Here is a 19,605-nt window from a genome sequence, read left to right as displayed (position 1 = left end):
TAAAAAAATATATTAAAGCGGCGTCGAATTGATGCCGCTTTTGTTTTTACTAAATAAGGTCATGCTGAACTCGTTTCAGCATCCCACAGGACACGCTAACCCACATGCTGGCGACCTTGCAAGTGGGATCCCGAAATAAATTCGGGATGACCCAGACGGAATTTTAAAACATATCTTCAGCCTCAATACCTTCCGGCACAGCCTGTTCTGCGCTCCAGTGCTCTGCAATCTTATCAGTGCCAATCCTAAAAATTTCATAGCGTACAAATCCCTTCCCCCCTCTTTTAAATTGAGATTGAACTACTACAAAATCTCCTTCGGCGATAACACGGTGAATTTTAATGTTACGATCAGGATCGCCCGATAAATAATTCGCAAGGCCTTTACCGCTGTTAATTACTGATGGATCATGCTCAATGTAATCAGGCTTAATAAGCTCAATAGGTGATTGCTTATTGATGACAGACTCATAAAACCTATTTACGATCTGTTTACTATTTTCTGCTGATTTCCCTTTATCGATATCTGTGGTACCGTTGGTCGCGGTGATAGCCAGGCCTGTTTGATCGGGCATTTCCTGTATGGCATCCCAATGTTCGGCCAGCATTCCGTCCTTTAGTTTAAAAAGGTCGATAACTACCATGTGCTTACCCATAAACTGAATATCAAGATGGGTAACAACAAGATCGCCCTCCTGTATAGCGCGAATGATGGGTGATTTAGCTTCCGCAGGCGGCGGTGGCAGCGTTTTCAGGTAGTTGATCATCCCGGTGATGCCCGCTCTGCCCTGGGCAACTGTTGGGTTGTGTTGTTTATAATCCTCCAATACAAATTCGGGGATAAGTTCGGCTTTGCGCTGACCAACAATCAGCTTGTAAAACGATAGTACTTTTTGTTTATTTGATAAAGTATCCATAGGTGTATTTGCTTTGATGGCCGGGCTTGTGTACATTAATGCGCAGCAAAAACCCATTGCCAATTTATTTGTAATTTTCATTACGATTAGATTAGAATAATAGAATGATGTAAAAATTAGATTGTGCGAAACACTTGCGCTAAGCAATCAGCGTTTCAGAAACCTGGATTAACAGGCAGGATTTTTGGCAATCCTTATTTGATATGTTGTTGAAGTAATTATGGAATAAAGATAGCTTTTTAGAGCGAAGTACCCGAACAAAGAATAAAAGAATTTTTGAAGACAGAATTTGGACCGAGGTCACTTAAATTGCTGAAAATTCATATTAAAAGTATTCCGGGTGATGTTTTCACATGACAGGAACTATGCACCTGCTCATTAAAACTCCACCGGAACCTTATAAAAGCGGTTATCAAAATTTACTAAAAACAGTTCGGTAGTGGCACGGGTAACAGCGGTGTAAAACCATCGAAGAAAATCCATATTGATCATTTCGTCGGTTACATAACCCTGGTCAACAAAAACCGCATCCCACTGGCCGCCCTGGGCCTTATGACAGGTAATGGCATAGGCGAATTTGATCTGCAGGGCGTTATAATATGGATTTAGTTTTAACTCATTATGCATTGCCCTTTTATTAGTGAGGTGTGCATAATCCTTCATTACCTCCTCGTAAAATTTCTTCTGATTTTCCTGCGATAGGGCTGGCGAATCGGCATACAAGGTATCCAATAGTATTTTGCAATCCAGTACCGGGTCTTCGGCGTAATCAATAAATTCTATCTGCACGTCTGCAAAACGAAAACCATACATATCCTCAATCCTGCGTACCTTTCTTATACGGGCAATATCACCGTTGGCAATAAAATCGGTACTATTCTCATCATTATCTTTGAGCCAGAAATAGTTATTCTTAACCACCATGATCTGATCGCCACCGGTGAGTTCCTCTTCCCGGTACAGGATGCGGTTACGGATCTGGCCATTATATAAATTGGCGTTCTTGTTTGAGCGGCAAATGATAAGCGTTCTATCGTACCCGTATTTGTTATAAGCATAGTTCAACCCTTCTTCCAGCCGTTCACCAGTCATCCTAAAAACATCCTTATAGCCTTTGGTAATAATTTTAGGGGTAGTCACCTCTTTTTGTCGGATAATATCGCGGATAGCAGTAGCATTAAACAAGATACCCGAATCCTTTTGCTGGCGAAGTACATCCGTAAGCTCATATTTAAAAACGTTTACGCCAAACTTCCCCTTCATAATAGCTTCATCCAAAGCAGGGCTATTATCTGAGCCCACAGGCGGCAGCTGTGCGGTATCCCCCACCAGTACCAGTTTGCAGTTTTTATCATTGTACACGTACCTTACCAGGTCATACAACAAAGATGCCCTGCTGCCAACAGGATCATCTGATATCATAGATGCCTCATCTACAATAAACAGGGTATCGCTGGCCAGGTTATCAGCAATAGCAAAACCATCATCAAGGTTAAGGGCCGATTTTTTACGGTAAATGCGTTTATGAATAGTGAAGGCTTTTTTGCCCGAGTAATTGGTGATCACTTTGGCAGCCCGCCCGGTTGGCGCCAGTAATATCGATCTGTAATTATATTGCTTTAATGCTTTTACAAGAGCGCCCAGCACCGTGGTTTTGCCGGTACCTGCATAACCACGCAGTATAAAACATTCGTCGCCATCGCGGCTCTGCAAAAAAGCATGCAACCGATCAAACAGTTCCAGTTGCTGGCCTGTGGGAGTATGCGGGAATGCTTTACGGATATGATCAATTACAGTCACTTTGCAAAAATGCTGATAAGTAATTGAAAAACCTTTACCCTTATTAAAAAGCTAACAGGATTAGTTATAAATTTGACCATGGAATTTAATGAGGATAAAGTAGAAGAACAACCAGACGATTTTGTAGATATCTATTCAAAACGGGCAATTTTTGGTTTTTCTATTTTCAGTTTTTTATTTGCCGGGGTGTTGCTTGTTTTAAACTTATGGGCAGCCGGCTATAAAAAAGCAATAAGCCAGGTTTTACTTTTCCTGGTGCTTTTTTATTTGTTATATATTAATGTAATAAGGTATTCTGGTATTAAAATAGATACCGAATTACTTAAAAAAGCTTCGTCGGGTGCAACTTTAACATTTGGCCAGCTATTACCCATGATGGAACTCATGGGCTTAATTATAGCGCTAAACATTATAGGCGGGTTGATACTAACAAGATATTTCTTTAAAAAATACTTCCCTGATGATGACTATTACCCCAAACCTATCTGGCGGCCTCTAATTATTTATATTCTGCTATCTCTTTTTTCAAGGTTTCTTATTTAGGCATCACCCAAAAGTGAAAGCATTTTAATAGTTGCCTATATGGTATCTGCTAAAAAATATTACTTTTGTTAAACTGGCATGAGCGAACACAACTACAATTACCATGATGATAACTTTAGTCTTGATAAAGCACAGGGCTATACTTTATTAATACAAATTGATAAAACATCGTTTTCATACGCGGTAAGCGATCAAAACAAGCTTATCGCCCTGGCAGATAAACACCCGCTGGATGAATTAAGTGATCCGCAAGAGTTGCTCGATCTGTTATCTGCAAACTACAAAAAGGTAGTTATTGGTTTACCCAATACTGGTTTTACACTTTTGCCACAAAGCATTTTTAAGCAGGACCAGGTAAGCAATGTGGCTCGTTTTCTTGATGTACAGGCTAACGAAAAAGTTTTAGCCCAGCCATTGGATAATAAAAACATCATTATTTATAAAACATCAGAAGCTTTAATAAGTGCCGCTGAGGATTTTGGTTTACGCAATACTGTATTTTCATCAAAAGGCTGGCTAAACGCGATAGCTGCTAACCACCCCGGCGACCGGGACCTGTACCTGAACATCAACGAGGAAACGGTGGAGATAGCCAACTTCAACTTTAGCAAGCTTCGTTTTTACAATACCTTTGAGTTTACCGGCGAAGATGAACTGGCTTATTTTGTATCATTAGTAACCAGTGAACTTAATTTACAACCTGCCTACACTTATGTATATTTAAGTGGCGAGGTTAACACCGGCGATAAAAACATCACCCGCTTAGCCGAATTTTTCGGCAAAGTGGAAATCAACAACATAACCCCGCTTCAATTACCTTACGAAATTGAAGGTCATAAAATACTGTCACTTTCTGCTCTTTCATTATGCGCATCATCGGAGGCACTTTAAGAGGTTTAAGGCTTAACCCACCTAAAAATCTTCCGGTACGCCCTACTACCGATCTGGCGAAGGAAGCTCTTTTTAACATTCTGCTCAATCAAATTGAATTTGAGGGTATCAAGGTGCTTGACCTGTTTAGCGGTACCGGCAATATATCACTGGAATTTGCTTCAAGGGGCGCTGCTGAAGTTATTTCTGTTGACAGGAGCATACATTGTGTAAATTACCTGAAAGATACATCGCGCCAGCATAAACTAAACCAGGTAAAAGTTTACAAAGAAGATGTGTTCAAATACCTGCAGATAGAAACGGAACAATATGACCTGGTTTTTGCCGACCCACCATATGACCTGAACAGGATTCCCGACATACCAAAAATTGTTTTTGAAAGGAACATTCTTTTACCAGGCGCTCTGTTAATAGTTGAACATCAATCAATGCAAAACATTAGTCAACACCCGGCTTTTGTGGAGCAGCGAAAATATGGGCATTCGTCGTTTTCTTTTTTCAGAAACCCCACAGATCAGCCACTTTAGTTATTTCACTTTTAAAATAGTTAAAGCAGTATCTTTAAAGCAGGCCAGTTTTGCGTCATCAGCATTGGTAATAATGGCTTCTACCTGGTTAATATCAGCAAACTTTAAATAAGTTTCTTTTCCTATCTTACTGCCATCGCACAACATATAAGTGTAGGCACTTTGTAGTATATAGGCTAACGTAATATCAGCTTCCAGCTCACTATTGGCAAATAACCCGTTCTGTGATATACCATCAACACCCAAAAAGGCTTTGCCCGCATGATACCTGGCTATATGTTCATTTGCTATTTTACCATGCACCGCTTGTCGTTCGTTATTAAACTCACCTCCTACTACATTTAGTGATACCGCACAATTTTGCAATTCATAAACAACAGGTAACGAATTGGTTATCACCTTTATTTTTTTATTTTTTATAAACTGGCATAAACGAAAAACAGTACTGCCGCAATCCATAAAAATAATATCGCCATCGTTTATATGTTCGGCTGCCTCACGGCAAATATTATCTTTAACTGTTGAATTTTGAGCAGTTTTATTCAAGAAATCATGTGGTTTTGCTAATGGATCAAGCTTCATCCCCCCGCCGTGCGTGCGGTAAAGGAGCCCATCATTAGCAAGCTGATTTAAATCCCGCCGGGCGGTGATCTCTGAAATATTTAACTCAATAGCCAGATCTTTAATATCCACCTCCCCTAAGCTATTTAGTTTATCAAGAATTTTTTGTTTTCTTTTTTGAAAGTTCATTTAAATATTGTTGATTTGTTCAAAAATAATCATAATTGATCAAATTCAATCAAAAACCATGGATAAAATTAAAATATTAGAGATTGATATCCTATCAAATAATTGGTATACCCTAAATAAAGTGACTTTTGAGGCAACCAAAAAGGACGGCTCAGTATCGCAACTCAGCCGCGAAGCCTATGACAGGGGCAATGGTGCAACCATACTTTTATATAATACTGCCAATAAAACTGTAATACTTACCAGGCAATTCAGGATGCCCACTTACATCAATGGCAACGCAAGTGGGACGCTTATTGAGTGTTGTGCCGGCCTGCTTGATAAAGATAACGCCGAAGATTGTATAAGGAAAGAAACTGAGGAGGAAACAGGCTACAAGGTTGCCAATGTAAAAAAAGTATTTGAGGCCTACATGTCGCCCGGATCGGTAACTGAACTACTTTATTTTTTTATAGCCGAATATACAAAAGACATGCAAGTAAGCAATGGCGGCGGCCTTGACGAAGAGAACGAAAATATAGAAGTGCTGGAACTACCTTTCGCCGAAGTCTTACTAATGATGAACAATGGCGAAATAAGAGATGCCAAAACAATAATGTTATTGCAATATGCCCAAATAAATAATTTAATATCATGATGAATAAACCTTTAACAATTTTAATAGCCGGCCCCTACCGTTCGGGCACAAATGACAATCCTGAATTAATGGCAGAAAATTTAAAAAAAATGGAAGAGGCGGCACTCCCCATATTCAGGGCAGGGCACATCCCTGTAATTGGCGAATGGTTTGCTTTACCTCTTTTAAAACAGGCCGGCTCAAAATATCCCGGCGACGAAGCCTACGAAGAAATTTCATACCCGGTATCGCGCAGGATACTTTCAAAATGTGACGCGATATTTAGAATTTCAGGGGAATCAAAAGGAGCTGATGAAGATGTTAGAATAGCAAAAGAACAAGGCATTAAAGTTTATTACAAACTGGAAGATATAATAGCATTATAAATTCCATCTAACAGCATTAAACTTTAAAAATCATTGCTACTTTTGGCAGAAGCATTAACATTACCCTACTATGAAAATCGCTCTTTTTCCAGGCTCATTTGATCCGGTTACCAAGGCCCATGTTGATATTGTGAAACGCTCTGTTAATCTGTTTGATAAAGTTTACATCGGCATTGGGGCAAACAGCAGCAAACAAGGCTTATTGAGTATTGAAACCCGCGAACAGATGCTGAGAGCCGTTTTTAAGCACGATGACCGCATTCATATCATAGCTTACGAAGGCCTTACAGTTAACTTTTGTAAAAGCATTGGAGCCACGTACATGATCAGGGGAATTCGTACCGTATCCGATTTTGAGTACGAAAAAGCCATTGCCCAAATGAATCATGCCCTGGTACCCGATATTGAAAGTATTTTTATAGTAAGTAAGCCAGGATATTCATCCATCAGCTCAACTATAGTACGTGAAATTATGCGTCATCACGGCGATGTTGCCCAATTTATTCCTTCTGAGGCATTAGCTTATTTATAGCCAGTTTTTCTTTATGCAATACATCCAAAATAGATGGAAACGTATTGTCAATTATGGGTTCAATATGATGCTTTTCAAACCAGCGGGCATCGGTAATGCCTTCTTCTTTTTGGGGTTTTAACTTGTTCCTGTCCTTGCAATCCATGTTAAACCAGTGGGTTTTTTTGAGCACAACATCCCCCCGGTTAATATAAACATGGTAAGTTTTGCATATCTTATCTTTTAGCTTGCTTACTTTTATACCACACTCCTCCTCTACCTCGCGCACGGCGGCCTCTTTTACCTTTTCGTCTTTTTCAATTTTACCTTTTGGCAGGTCCCATTTATTATTACGATATATAAATAAATAATGCCCTGCAGTGTTCTTTACAAGTCCGCCGGCAGCTTCAATAAGTGTTATGCTTTTTTTAACTGATTTTAAAAATTCTTTGGCGTTATTGCACTTTATATAAAACAGTTTTTTGGGGTTAGCCAATATCCAGGTATAAATTATTTTAAGATCAAAAGTCTCTGCTTCAAGCTTTTCATAATCTTCAACTTTATGAGGTTCTGATTCTGTTAGCAGGATAACCTTTTCGTTAATATAAATTCTGTATTTTTGAGCCATGTTTAATAAAAATGAGATAGAACAGCAGGTTGCCGAATTCCTGTTGCAAATTAAAGCAATTAAATTACAACCTAATAATCCTTTTACATGGGCTTCGGGATGGAAATCGCCAATCTATTGTGATAACCGCGTCACGCTCTCTCATCCGTCAATCCGTACCTATATCAGGCAACAATTAACTGTTATTATTCAGGAAAAATTTGGCAGTGTTGGCTGTATAGCTGGCGTAGCAACCGCGGGCATACCACAAGGCGCTTTAGTAGCACAGGAATTGGGGCTTCCATTTATATATGTACGTGCCAAAGCAAAAGAACATGGCACAGGCAGTTTAATTGAAGGAGATATTACTACTACTACCGGTAAAAGGGTTGTTGTAATTGAAGATTTGATATCAACCGGAAAAAGCAGCTTACAGGCTGTTGACGCTTTAAAAACCGCAGGATTTGAAGTTGCCGGCCTCGCAGCCATATTCAGCTATGGTTTTGATGTGGCAACAGAAAATTTCAAGAATGCCGGTTGTCCGTTTGTTACCTTATCAAACTATAATGCCTTGATAAAATACGCCGAAGAAAACCAATTTATTGCAGAAAAGGACGTTGCCGTTTTAAAACAATGGCGTGAAGCTCCTGCTACCTGGGGACAAATTGCTTCGAGCTAAAAATTAATCCTAAATATTATAATATCGCCGGTAATGCCCTGTAATTCTTGCATAAAGCTTAATGCAGGTAATTATTGGGCTATTTGAACTTTGACCGATTTAACTTTCAGCATTTCTCAAATCTCAAAATTAATAAATGACCACATTCACCAGTTCTATCAGCATAAACAAACCCATAATTGAGGTATATAGCTACCTGGCCGACTTTAACAATCACCAGAAACTAATGCCTGATAATATACAGGAATGGGTATCTACTGCTGATGAAGCCAGTTTTAGCATACCAAATATGGCCAAACTATCACTAAAAATAGAAAGCCGCGTAGCTAATGAGGAAATTGTGATTGTTCCGGCTGCAAAGCCTCCGTTTGATCTGAAATTAAAATGGTCATTATCTTCCAATAACAACCATACCGATGTTCTTTTTACAATTAATGCAGACCTTAACATGATGTTAAAGATGCTCGCCTCGGGGCCTCTACAAAAATTGGCCGACCATGAAACACTAACCTTAAATAATATATTAATTTAAGTGCATTTGCAGGCCGTAAGGTATATATTTAATATACCTTGCGTTTTTGTATATTATTGAAAGCTATCACAATATTGATGATAACTAAGCTTACGATTAATGCTCCCATGACCCGTTGATATTTAATTTATTTATTATTGTAAGTCAAAGGTTGTTCCATTCATTTGTATTTTGTAAAATTTATCCTTACAACGTATAAAACAGGCATTTAGTCTACTCTTAGCAAATATTTTGAGCAATTGCATCCACAATTACCAAAATATTTGTGGGAAATAAATACGATATTTTTCCCCAACACCCTCAAAAACATAATATCTGCTTAGTTTACCATAAAACGAAGTATTTACCGTAATTTTGCGGCAAATTACAGGTGCAGCATGATCACGGTATCCAATCTATCTCTACGTTACGGTAAGCGTACATTATTTGAAGACGTTAATTTAAAGTTTTCGCAAGGTAACTGCTATGGCATTATAGGTGCCAACGGTGCAGGAAAATCAACATTTTTAAAAATTCTTTCGGGCGATATTGACCCAACCAGTGGTTCGGTGAGTTTTACACCCGGCGAACGTATGGCGGTGTTAAGTCAAAACCACTATGCCTTTGATGAATTTTCGGTAATAGAAACCGTGATGATGGGGCATAAGGAAATGTATGCCATCATGAAAGAAAAGGATGCCATTTACCTAAAGGAAGATTTTACGGATGCCGATGGTGAGCGTGCAGGTGAACTGGAAAATCTTTTTGCCGAAATGGATGGCTGGAATGCCGAAAGTAATGCAGCTACCCTATTGAGCAACCTGGGCATTAAAGAAGAATTTCATTACAACCTTGTAAAAGATTTGGATAATACTCAAAAAGTACGTGTGTTATTAGCACAGGCTCTTTTTGGCAAACCTGATATTTTACTGCTTGATGAGCCTACCAATGATCTGGATATCCAAACAGTAAGCTGGCTGGAAGACTTTTTAGCCTCATATGAGGCTATTGTATTAGTAGTATCGCACGATAGGCACTTTTTGGATACTGTTTGTACTCACGTTGTGGATATTGACTTTGCCAAGATGACCATCTACACCGGTAACTATACATTCTGGTACGAATCAAGCCAATTAGCCCTAAAACAAAGATCTGATCAAAATAAAAAGACAGAAGAGCGTGTTAAGGAACTACAGGAGTTCATCCGTCGGTTTAGCGCAAATGCTTCTAAATCCAAGCAGGCAACCAGCCGTAAAAAGGCCCTGGATAAGATCAATATTGACGAGATACAACCGTCGAACCGTAAATATCCAGGAATTATATTTAACAACCTTGGCCGTGAAGCAGGTGACCAAATCCTGCAGGTTGAAAATTTAAGCAAATCGCTTAATGGCGAAATTTTATTCGCCAACATCAATTTTACTGTGAACAAAGGCGATAAAATTGCCATCTTGTCGCAAAATAGTTTAGCCACAACTGCCTTATATAACATTTTAACCGGCAGAGATACCGATTACAAGGGCACCTTTAAATGGGGTGTTACCATCAACCCGGCAGATATCCCTATTGATAATGCAGAATACTTTAAAGGCAAAGATGATAACCTTATCGACTGGCTGCGTGAATACTCTCCCGGCGAAAAGGATGACCAATTTATTCGCGGATTTTTAGGCAGAATGTTATTCTCTGGCGAAGAAGTATTGAAAAAAAGCAATGTATTATCAGGAGGCGAAAAAATGCGCTGCATGTTTAGCCGTATGATGCTGCAACAAGCCAACTTGTTAATGTTCGATGAGCCTACCAACCACCTTGATCTTGAATCGATCACAGCGCTTAATAATGGCATGAAAGACTTTAGGGGGACCATTTTGTTTACCTCACGGGATCATGAACTGGTGGAAACCGTTGCTACCCGCATAGTTGAACTAACCCCTGGTGGCTATATTGATAAACTGATGACCTATGATGAATATATTAACAGCGCTGTGGTACTAAAACAGCGTGAGGATTTGTATGCAGCAGTATAAAATACTGCTGTAACAGGCTAAGGCTTAAAGACAAAGGGATTAATTCAAAAAAATCTACCTAAAATCTATAATCCCCAAACCAAAAATCAAAAATAAATCAGCATATTTGCATCCCGTCAAAAAAATGACTCGGTAGCTCAGCCGGTAGAGCAACTGACTCTTAATCAGTGGGTCGAGGGTTCGAACCCCTCCCGGGTCACAGAATTTCAAAAACCGCTTCTAATGCAATTAGAGGCGGTTTTTGTTTTTAGGCTATTTTCAGATATTGTATTTCTGCGCAATAGAGCCACTTTTTGAGTTCGAACCTCGTTGGGTTACCCCAACGAGACAAAGCTGTAATTATATACGATATCCTGAATTGGAAAGCTTATAATTAGTTTAAAATCAATGAATAATTCAACATTAATCATTCCTTGTAGTGTTCGATATCATCTTTGACATATACATCGATAGCGATCCGAGCAAGCTTGCTCATAAAGTCTAATATTTGCTCTGCCTGTTCGTGTGTTACTCTTATTTTGTGGCTTGCTAATATTTCGATTGCTTTTTCTGGGGTAACCGATTTATTTTACACATTTAATTTTATTCTTTTCTAAATGAGTAGTAAATTTACAGTAGACGAGTATATTCTATCAATTAATCTTGCAAATATTTGGCAAAAAAGCTAATCTTAAATACAAAAACCTTTAAAATACATATTATAATGATTTTTTAAGGTTCATTCTTAATGTATAGATAATGAACTTAAGTGAAATTCAACTATGATTGTTTTCATATTTAAAGAATCATTATTCTATAATTTTCAATTAACTGTTAATCAATACTATTATGTTGATAACTTTTTTTGCTACGCTTCTTTTCATATCTATATAAACGCCATATTTGTACTTAGTAATCTTTATCTTAATTTTTGATACTGACTGAATTTCAAATGTGAGTGAAACAAATATGGAAAAGTTAAAAGTTAGATTTAAACTAAACGGTTTAGAATTTGAATTGGAAGGCAATGAAGATACTGTGAAGAGCGAGTTATCTGTTTTTAAAGATTTTGTAATGAATACCCTTATAGGCAAAGTAAATCTAACAGAAATTCCAGCCTCTTCTCTTCAATCAACCGAATCACAGATTATTCAGATTACCCCGGCTAACATTCCGCTATTAAAGGAAGTTGTGATGAAGGATCTTCCTAAAACTGAAGCCGAGTGGATATTGGTATACTGTTATTATGCCTCCAAATATGGCAAAGAACCCTTTGCTGAATCAGATATAAAAAAGCTGTATGAAGATTCAAAAAGAAAGAATGAAAGTAGGATGAAAAATTTCTCTGTGAATTTTAGCAAGGTGCTTAATAATGGATTCATTCGCGTACTTAATGAAATAGAATACATTTTATTGCAAAAGGGAATCGATCAAGCTACTGGAATATTAAATGAGTCGAGTATAAATACCGAATCTGTTTCTCCTATTGAACAGGAATATAAGCAATTACAAAAGCGAGGAAAAAAAATGAAAGTAAAAAGTAATGCAAAAAATACATCTTTTAGTTTAGTAGCTTCTTTAAACTTGAATCCTCAGGCTCAAAAAAGCTTAAAGTCTTTTTTTAGCGAATTTATAGCTAAAACTTTCTTAGATAAGAATCTACTTTTTATCTATTATATGGAAAGGGTTTTAAAAATATCAGATATAGGTATTAACCACGTATATACTTGCTACAAAAATGTTGGAGAAAAAGTTCCTGGAAATTTATACCAAAGTTTGGTTGATACAAAAAATTTAAAAGGATGGATCGAATCTAAAGATATAAACAATTTAAAAATAACTGTTGCTGGAGAAAATCATGTGGAACATGACTACCCACGAGTTTAATTATTAAAGTCATGGAAACAAATCAAATTGAGGTATGCGCAAGCTGTAATAAGCCATTACCATCTGTCGGTTTTTTTTGCAGCGGTTGTTTAACGCAATTCAAATGCAAATCATGTGAAGCATTCTTGGAAAAAGATAGCATTGGTTGTATTTTTTGTGGAACCCCAAAAGATGAACAAACATCAACTAATGGTAAAAACACGCACAATACTTTTCGCTATCATGAGATTATAACAGAAACATCCACAGAAAGAACCATTGATGGGACATATAGCGATAACGTTAGCAAGGATTTTGCTAGCGTTTTAATTAATAAATTAAACGGTGCTTCAACAACGACCAGCGATTCCTTAGGCAAAATTCCAGGTAAGTCTCAAATTAAGGCAGTTAATGACGAACTGATTCAGGATGCAGAGATAATAAGGGATGAAAAAACTAAAGCAGATTCAAATATCATCCCTGTTTCATCAACTGAATATCCTACGTTGAAAGCAATTGCAATGAAAAATTTGCCAAATTCTGAAACTGAGTGGATAGTAGTTTATGCTTTCTATGCTTCAAATTACGGTGAAAAGATATTTACTCGTGAAGATTTAGTAAATCAATACATTGAGTCTAATCGATTTAACAAAGAAACTACTCGGAACGGATTATCCACCAATATAAAAAGGGCGGTAGTGCCTAGTTACATTAACCCTTTGCAAACCGGGTATTCTATGCTTGACAAAGGAATTGAAAAGGCCAAAGAAATAATTTCAAGAACAAGCGGTTCAAGTTCAAAAGTAAATAGAAAAACTACAAAACCAACAAAGAATCAAGAAGATCAAACTAACGAGGGGAAAGATAAGAAAGAAAGAAAAACTTCGTCAAAAGGTAATAAATCTATTAAACGACTTACAGATATAGATTTTCACCCTCCAGGAAAAGATAGTTTAGAAGTTTTTTACAAATCTTTTTCTGTGAAAAATGATAGCGAAAAGAATTTACTGTTTGTTTATTATTTACTGGAAATACTTAAGGTTGATAAGATATCTATTGAGCATGTTTATACTTGTTATGATGAACTGAATTTAAGAATTCCTGAAAATATGCCACAAAGTATAGCTACTACCAAAAATAGAACTGGTTGGTTAGAAACAGAAGACGCTTCAAACATTACAGTTACTGTAAAAGGAAGAAATAAAATAAAATTTTGGGATAAAAAAGATTAAGTTATGAGTTTAGAGCATTTTGCTTCACAAGTGAAAGATTTTGATAATATTTCAGCAAGCAACAAAATTGATTATTTCGTTTACTTTCACACAGTTATTAATAAGAACGAAGGCGCAAAAAGCAAAGATATTGATACTTGTTTTGATGAACTTAAAATTCCGAAGTATAGTAATATATCTCAATATCTTATAACGAATACAAAAAAAGCGAAAGGCAAATCTCCAAAATTCATTGTTCAAAAAGGCTTGTATAGTTTAGAGAGAACTAAAAAAGCAGAGATTGACACATTGATGAATGCTCCACGTATTATAAATCCGACAAACAATTATTTTCCTCTTGAAATATTTAACAATACAAGAGGATACTTAAAAACTATTGCCGATCAGGCTGCCGGATGTTATGATACCGGGCTTTATGATGCTTGTTCTGTGATGACACGAAAATTATTAGAAATATTAATTATCGAGGCTTTTGAACGATTTAAAATAGAATCGAAAATTAAAAATAGCGCTGGTAATTTCTTTTATTTGAGTGACTTGATAGATGTTTTTAAATTAGAAACCACATGGAACATTGGCAGGAACGCCAAAAATAGTATGCCCAATCTAAAGAAAATGGGTGATTTGAGTGCTCATAACAGAAGATATATAGCAAGAAAACCAGATATAGATAAACTAAAAGACGATTTGCGAATCGTGCTTGAGGAATTAATACACATTATAGATTACCCTAATTGGAAATAATCTTCATTCAGGCTTAATTTGAAATTTCAGTGCCACTATTTTCTTACAATCTTCAATAAATGAGTTCGACATACGTACCTTATCGGTCACCACACTAATCAAAAACCGCCTCTGTTATATCATAGAGGCGGTTTTTGTGTTTCAAAGAAGTGCTTTTTTTAGCCAAATACTGCCATTTTTAAAGGAATGTTTCGCGTATGTTTCGCGGTTAATTTCTATACATTATGAGTAAAAAATTCAAGCAAAGTATATCTTATAAAGTTTTTATTCACCATTAATCTAATCGGGGTGGATGGGTTACCACGCTAATCAAAAACCGCTTCTGTTATATCATAGAGGCGGTTTTTATGTTTCAAAGAAGTGCTTTTTTATCGAAATACGGCCATTTTTTAAGGATTGTTTCACATATGTTTCACAAGAAATAATAATCGCTTTTGAATAATACAGGGAACCCACTCGGAACATAATACAAGTTTGAGTGGGTTCATTTATTTGCTTGAAGATTCTGATGAACCTGAGCACCACATTCCGAATCAACCATAAAAGACTGAGCGCGAGGCGTAAAAGAAAAAATATGAGTAAACACAAGCAAGCTAATGTCTGCTATATCCACCAAACACCTTTTTTAACTTTGTTCGATCTGTTTTAAGCTATCCATTTTTTTGTAGGCCAAAAACCCTTTGATATCTTCAAAATGCTCGCGTACCCGCTTATTACCAAACTCAAATACTTTTTTTACCAACCCGTCTAAGAAATCCCGATCGTGAGATACCAGGATCAGAGTCCCGTCAAAATCTTTAAGCGCATCTTTAATAATGTCTTTGGTCTTCATGTCCAAATGGTTGGTGGGCTCATCCAGTATCAACAAATTCACGGGCTCTAACAGCAACTTGATCATGGCCAAACGGGTTTTCTCTCCTCCGGAAAGAACCTTGACTTTTTTGGTGGTGTCATCACCGCTGAACATAAACGCGCCCAACAGATCTTTGATCTTTAACGTGCTATCGCTTAACGGAATCTGGTCAATCGTTTCAAATACGGTGAAGTTCCTATCCAGTAATGCGGCCTGGTTCTGGGCAAAGTACCCGATCTTGGAATTGTGACCAACTTTTAAGCTTCCTTCAAAATCGATCTCGTTCATGATGGCTTTGATCATGGTCGATTTACCTTCACCATTTTTACCTACGAAAGCTACCTTTTCTCCCCGCTCAATTACCATCGATGCATTTTTGAATACAACGTGATCGCCGTAGGTTTTGGTCAGGTCTTCTACCATTACCGGATATTGACCGGAACGTGGTGAAGGTGGGAATTTCAATCGTAATGCCGACGTATCCACTTCATCTATCTCAATTACTTCAAGCTTTTCGAGCATTTTTACGCGCGATTGCACCTGCAGGGTTTTGGAATAGGTACCTCTAAAGCGGTCTATAAATTCCTGGTTATCTGCAATAAAACGCTGTTGCTCCTCGTAAGCTTTCAATTGATGCACACGGCGGTCGGCACGCAACTGCAAATAATGACTGTATTTAGCTTTGTAATCGTATATCCTACCCATGGTCACCTCGATGGTGCGATTGGTAATGTTATCTACAAAGGCCCGATYGTGCGAGATTACCATTACAGCCTTTGCCGAATTGATCAGGAAGTCTTCCAGCCACTGTATACTTTCGATATCCATGTGATTGGTAGGCTCATCCAATAAAATGAGATCGGGCTTTTTTAATAAAATTTTGGCCAGCTCGATACGCATGCGCCATCCGCCCGAAAACTCGGAAGTTTGCCGACCAAAGTCCTTGCGCTCAAATCCAAGGCCTTTGAGTACTTTCTCTACCTCAGCATCGTAATTGGTTCCCTCTATCGTATAAACTTTTTCGCTCAGTTCTGATACGCGCTCAATCAGCTTCATGTAGTCATCGCTTTCGTAATCAGTACGAATGTTAAGCTGCTCATTAGCCTCATCAAGCTCCTTTTGCATTTGGTTCGCCTCTTCAAATGCTTTCATGGTTTCTTCAAAAACGGTAACCTTATCCTGGGTAAGTAAATGCTGCGGCAGATAGGCTATTACTGCGTCTTTAGGACCGGTTACGCTACCCGTAGTAGGTTTGGCTACATCAGCAATGATTTTGAGGATGGTGGATTTTCCTGCACCATTTTTACCCATAAGGGCTATCTTGTCATTCTCATTTATCGGGAAGGTAACATCACTAAACAAGGTGGTTCCGCCAAATGAAACGGAAATGTTATTTACATTAATCACAGTATGGGAGTATTGAATTATATGCAAAGATAAACGAAAGGCCCATAATTTTAGTAATTGAAATAATGAGATAGAGGACCAGGCGTTTCTTTTTCAATTTTCATAACTACTGGCCATACGTTTCGTTAGCAAACAGAACCAACTGATTTTCACCACATACCTTAAACGATATATTAAACTTCCTTTTTCTTTATTAAAGTCTTCTCGGAGTATCCCACTTTTCGATACTAAAAGGATCCACTTTTAATATCTTTAATCACTCGCTCCAAACCAATACCCCTGCGGGTTTCAATGTCTTCTCTCCAATTAAAACTTTTGCAGTATCCGGCAGACTGACGGTGTAATTTTCAGATGAATAATTTAATGCCGTATAAAAGCCATCGCGCCAATAAACAAATACACCGGGAGGATATTCCTCCGTTGTAGCGCCTGCGTCTTTATAAATCTGCCTCAACAAATCCTTTTCTAATTTAGAATCATCGGTATCTACGCCAATATAGGTTACGCAGCCTTTGCCTATCCGGTGCTTTACAACAGCCGCTTTGCCTTTATAAAACTGATTATCATAAGTAGCGAGTACCTCAGTGCTTTGATCGGGTGCCAGCAAATCTGCCCAACTATGCCATGAATAATGATTCGAATTCATCAGTATATCGCCTTTCCCGTATGATGAAAGCATATCCGTCTGGCTTATATGGGAACCAATCAGGTTTGAAATTGGCACGGCGGTCTCCCCTTCCCAAAAATGCCCCCTGCGATCTTTAGTAGCGGTACGGCAGGTAATAACCAGGTTGCCTCCTTTTGCTACATAATTAGTCCATTTTTTTACCAATGCAGAATCAGCCATTTCATAGGCTGGAACTATTACTACCTTATACTTCGACAAATCTGCCGTTTCCTGAATTACATCAACAGGGGCACCCAATGCCTTTGCAGTTTTTAGAAATTTCAGGGAATAATCCCATGTATTCCATTGTCCTGTCTGTTTTTGTCTGTCAATGCTCCAGTAATTCTCCACATTCCACAGAAGCGCTGTCGACCGTGCGGCCAGCTTTGCGGGCGTCTTCATGCCTGGCTTAAATTGCCTCCGCAGATCTGTTATTTCGTTCATAAACTGCATATAGTCTTTACCGCCCTGCGAAGGTGTTACGCCATCCGTTTGTATCACCCCGGCATGGTATTGTTCTGCACCATATAAGATCTGACGAAAACGGTAGGAACAGGCGATCTTTCCTCCGGCCGCGAAACTATGGTATAGCCACAACCTAACTGTACCAGGTAAAAGCAGGGGATTGTAGCTTCCCCAATTAACGGGGCCGGGCTGAATCTCCAAGACTCCGGACACACCGCCTACGGATTTATAATATTCTGAAGCAAAAAGAACAACATCGCTGTTGCCTAAACGGAAGCCCGATTCACCAATGTTATCACTACCTCCGTTTGGATAAGCCGTGTATGCTGCAAAATCCAGTTTCCTGGTACGGTTAGGGTCTGAACCTGTACAAACGGCAGTATAGTTGGTGGTAACAAATTGCACCTTTGAAATGGAATTGCGTAAAATGCCCGCCTGAAAATCAAGGAATTCGGCCTGGGCATCTGCGGAATATCTTTTAAAATCCAGCAAGGCATGGGGATTGTTACCCCACCAGCCTACCAGGTTGGTGTTCGGTATAATCACCCGGTCAAAATTATTAAACCACTGGCTCCAGAAGGCCGCCCCCCAGGCGGTATTTAACGCGTCAATGTTTTTATATTTATTTTTCAGCCAGGTTCGGAATGCCTCCTGCGATGATGGGCTATAATCCGGAACAGCGCCCGGTTCATTATCTATTTGCCACCCCATCACATTGCTGTTCTGCCCGTATCGTTTTGCCATTTCCGTTACTATCCTTTGCACGTAGCCTCGATATTTCGAATTTACCATCGACTCTAATCCCCGTGTACCATTCTCCGCACGGATATAGTGGCCATCCATAACAAACGTTTCCGGGTAATTTAGCCGCATCCACGTTGGGGTGGTTGCGGAAGGCGTACATAGCAATACTTTAAGGTGATACTTTGAGCAAAGGCCCACCACCCTATCAAGCCAGGTAAAATCAAACCGGCCTTCCTCGGGCTCCATTTTAAACCAGGCAAATTCAGCCAGGTGAACAAACTCAAAACCCATCGCGGATATCTTTTTTATATCCCTTTCCCACTGGGTTTCGTTCCAGTGTTCTGGGTAATAATAGATCCCCGTAGTTACCAGGTCCTTTTCAGAAAAAAAACGATTGACCTCCTGCGATTTTACATTCAATACTGAAATAAGTATTGTTAATATGGTTAGTGGTATAGATTTTTTCACCTTATCAATAGTTTTTTTATTATTTCAAATTATTTTAAAAAGCACTTAAAAGTTTATAAGCACCATATAACCTAAAGTATCAATATCTAAGTGTTTTGATGTCTAAGGTTGCTTCAGGTAGGTCCGGGGAAGTAACCGTAAATTTAATATCACCTGCGCTATGAGTGCTTCTAATAACAACCATCGCCCGTCCGTGCCAGGCTTTACGTGAGTTGCCTACATATTGGTCATAGTCTTTAATATCGGCATTATCTATTCCGGCAATTATACCCGGCCCATCAATTTTAAAATGCAAGCGATTTGCCGCGTTCGGTTGAATTGTTCCGTCGTTATCCGTTATCTCAATCGTTATATATGATAAGTCCTGCCGATTGGCCAATATTTCTTTACGATCGGCAGTTAGTTTAATCTTTCAT

Annotated in this window: 19 protein-coding genes and 1 tRNA gene; 13 read left to right on the top strand and 7 right to left on the bottom strand. The window is 38.4% G+C overall.

Annotation, left to right across the window (positions count from 1 at the left end; genetic code table 11):
* Positions 1-163: 163 nt before the first annotated feature.
* Both AC1DYB_RS22350 and AC1DYB_RS22345 read right to left on the bottom strand, forming a co-directional pair.
* Positions 164-997: a nuclear transport factor 2 family protein gene (locus AC1DYB_RS22350; RefSeq protein ID WP_477438145.1), complete on the bottom strand. Its 834-nt coding sequence runs from the start codon at positions 995-997 to the stop codon at positions 164-166.
* A 297-nt stretch (positions 998-1,294) separates the two neighbouring features.
* Positions 1,295-2,716, bottom strand: a complete 1,422-nt coding sequence (locus AC1DYB_RS22345; protein ID WP_477438143.1) for an ATP-dependent DNA helicase — start codon at positions 2,714-2,716, stop codon at positions 1,295-1,297.
* Positions 2,717-2,794: 78 nt separating this feature from the next.
* On the opposite strand from AC1DYB_RS22345, the gene AC1DYB_RS22340 reads away from it, so the two are divergent.
* From AC1DYB_RS22340 to rsmD, 3 genes are all read left to right on the top strand, one after another.
* Positions 2,795-3,259, top strand: coding sequence for a hypothetical protein (locus tag AC1DYB_RS22340; RefSeq protein ID WP_477394919.1), 465 nt, complete (start codon positions 2,795-2,797; stop codon positions 3,257-3,259).
* 78 nt (positions 3,260-3,337) lie between these two features.
* Positions 3,338-4,150, top strand: coding sequence for a DUF3822 family protein (locus tag AC1DYB_RS22335; protein ID WP_477438141.1), 813 nt, complete (start codon positions 3,338-3,340; stop codon positions 4,148-4,150).
* Complete coding sequence (gene rsmD, locus AC1DYB_RS22330; RefSeq protein WP_477438139.1) at positions 4,126-4,677, top strand: 16S rRNA (guanine(966)-N(2))-methyltransferase RsmD; 552 nt, start codon at positions 4,126-4,128, stop codon at positions 4,675-4,677. Before AC1DYB_RS22335 ends, rsmD begins: the two co-directional genes overlap by 25 nt.
* On the opposite strand, the gene AC1DYB_RS22325 is transcribed toward rsmD, so the two are convergent.
* Positions 4,678-5,427, bottom strand: a complete 750-nt coding sequence (locus AC1DYB_RS22325) for a DeoR/GlpR family DNA-binding transcription regulator (protein ID WP_477438137.1) — start codon at positions 5,425-5,427, stop codon at positions 4,678-4,680. It lies immediately after the preceding gene.
* A gap of 58 nt (positions 5,428-5,485) precedes the next feature.
* On the opposite strand from AC1DYB_RS22325, the gene nudK reads away from it, so the two are divergent.
* The 3 genes from nudK (at position 5,486) to coaD (ending at position 6,961) form a co-directional block, all read left to right on the top strand.
* A complete protein-coding gene (gene nudK, locus AC1DYB_RS22320) occupies positions 5,486-6,064 on the top strand; it encodes a GDP-mannose pyrophosphatase NudK (protein WP_477438135.1) in 579 nt (192 codons plus the stop codon).
* Positions 6,061-6,429: a DUF4406 domain-containing protein gene (locus tag AC1DYB_RS22315; protein ID WP_477438133.1), complete on the top strand. Its 369-nt coding sequence runs from the start codon at positions 6,061-6,063 to the stop codon at positions 6,427-6,429. The genes nudK and AC1DYB_RS22315 overlap by 4 nt, the downstream gene beginning before the upstream one ends.
* A gap of 70 nt (positions 6,430-6,499) precedes the next feature.
* Positions 6,500-6,961, top strand: coding sequence for a pantetheine-phosphate adenylyltransferase (gene coaD / locus AC1DYB_RS22310; protein ID WP_477394906.1), 462 nt, complete (start codon positions 6,500-6,502; stop codon positions 6,959-6,961).
* Here the strand turns inward: coaD and AC1DYB_RS22305 are convergent.
* On the bottom strand, positions 6,930-7,568 hold the full coding sequence (locus AC1DYB_RS22305) for an NUDIX domain-containing protein (RefSeq protein WP_477438131.1): 639 nt from the start codon (positions 7,566-7,568) through the stop codon (positions 6,930-6,932). The genes coaD and AC1DYB_RS22305 overlap by 32 nt on opposite strands.
* Between AC1DYB_RS22305 and pyrE the strand changes: the two genes are divergently transcribed.
* The 7 genes from pyrE to AC1DYB_RS22270 all read left to right on the top strand — a co-directional run bounded on the left by pyrE (position 7,567) and on the right by AC1DYB_RS22270 (position 14,585).
* Complete coding sequence (pyrE, locus tag AC1DYB_RS22300; protein WP_477394902.1) at positions 7,567-8,226, top strand: orotate phosphoribosyltransferase; 660 nt, start codon at positions 7,567-7,569, stop codon at positions 8,224-8,226. The two genes, AC1DYB_RS22305 and pyrE, sit on opposite strands and share 2 nt — an antisense overlap.
* Positions 8,227-8,362: 136 nt before the next feature.
* Positions 8,363-8,758 carry an SRPBCC family protein gene (locus AC1DYB_RS22295; RefSeq protein ID WP_477438129.1) on the top strand — a complete coding sequence of 132 codons (396 nt, stop codon included), beginning with the start codon at positions 8,363-8,365 and terminating at the stop codon, positions 8,756-8,758.
* Between the two features lie 377 nt (positions 8,759-9,135).
* On the top strand, positions 9,136-10,764 hold the full coding sequence (locus AC1DYB_RS22290) for an ABC-F family ATP-binding cassette domain-containing protein (protein WP_477438127.1): 1,629 nt from the start codon (positions 9,136-9,138) through the stop codon (positions 10,762-10,764).
* A 126-nt stretch (positions 10,765-10,890) separates the two neighbouring features.
* Positions 10,891-10,963: transfer RNA gene (locus AC1DYB_RS22285), tRNA-Lys, on the top strand.
* A 749-nt stretch (positions 10,964-11,712) separates the two neighbouring features.
* The gene (locus tag AC1DYB_RS22280) at positions 11,713-12,630 is read left to right on the top strand and encodes a hypothetical protein (RefSeq protein ID WP_477438125.1); all 918 of its coding nucleotides are present in this window, start codon (positions 11,713-11,715) and stop codon (positions 12,628-12,630) included.
* Between the two features lie 11 nt (positions 12,631-12,641).
* A complete protein-coding gene (locus AC1DYB_RS22275) occupies positions 12,642-13,841 on the top strand; it encodes a hypothetical protein (protein WP_477438123.1) in 1,200 nt (399 codons plus the stop codon).
* Positions 13,842-13,844: 3 nt separating this feature from the next.
* Positions 13,845-14,585 carry a hypothetical protein gene (locus tag AC1DYB_RS22270; RefSeq protein ID WP_477438121.1) on the top strand — a complete coding sequence of 247 codons (741 nt, stop codon included), beginning with the start codon at positions 13,845-13,847 and terminating at the stop codon, positions 14,583-14,585.
* Between the two features lie 625 nt (positions 14,586-15,210).
* Here the strand turns inward: AC1DYB_RS22270 and AC1DYB_RS22265 are convergent.
* From AC1DYB_RS22265 to AC1DYB_RS22255, 3 genes are all read right to left on the bottom strand, one after another.
* Complete coding sequence (locus AC1DYB_RS22265) at positions 15,211-16,845, bottom strand: ABC-F family ATP-binding cassette domain-containing protein (RefSeq protein ID WP_477438119.1); 1,635 nt, start codon at positions 16,843-16,845, stop codon at positions 15,211-15,213.
* Positions 16,846-17,101: 256 nt separating this feature from the next.
* The gene (locus AC1DYB_RS22260; RefSeq protein ID WP_477438117.1) at positions 17,102-19,189 is read right to left on the bottom strand and encodes a beta-galactosidase; all 2,088 of its coding nucleotides are present in this window, start codon (positions 19,187-19,189) and stop codon (positions 17,102-17,104) included.
* A 79-nt stretch (positions 19,190-19,268) separates the two neighbouring features.
* Positions 19,269-19,598 (bottom strand): hypothetical protein, encoded by a 330-nt coding sequence (locus AC1DYB_RS22255; RefSeq protein WP_477438255.1) that lies wholly within the window; start codon positions 19,596-19,598, stop codon positions 19,269-19,271.
* Positions 19,599-19,605 lie beyond the last annotated feature (7 nt).

Source organism: Mucilaginibacter sp. P2_A4 (assembly GCF_056405015.1).
The sequence above is the reverse complement of the archived record's forward strand: the minus strand, read 5'-3'. Positions and strand labels throughout refer to the sequence as shown.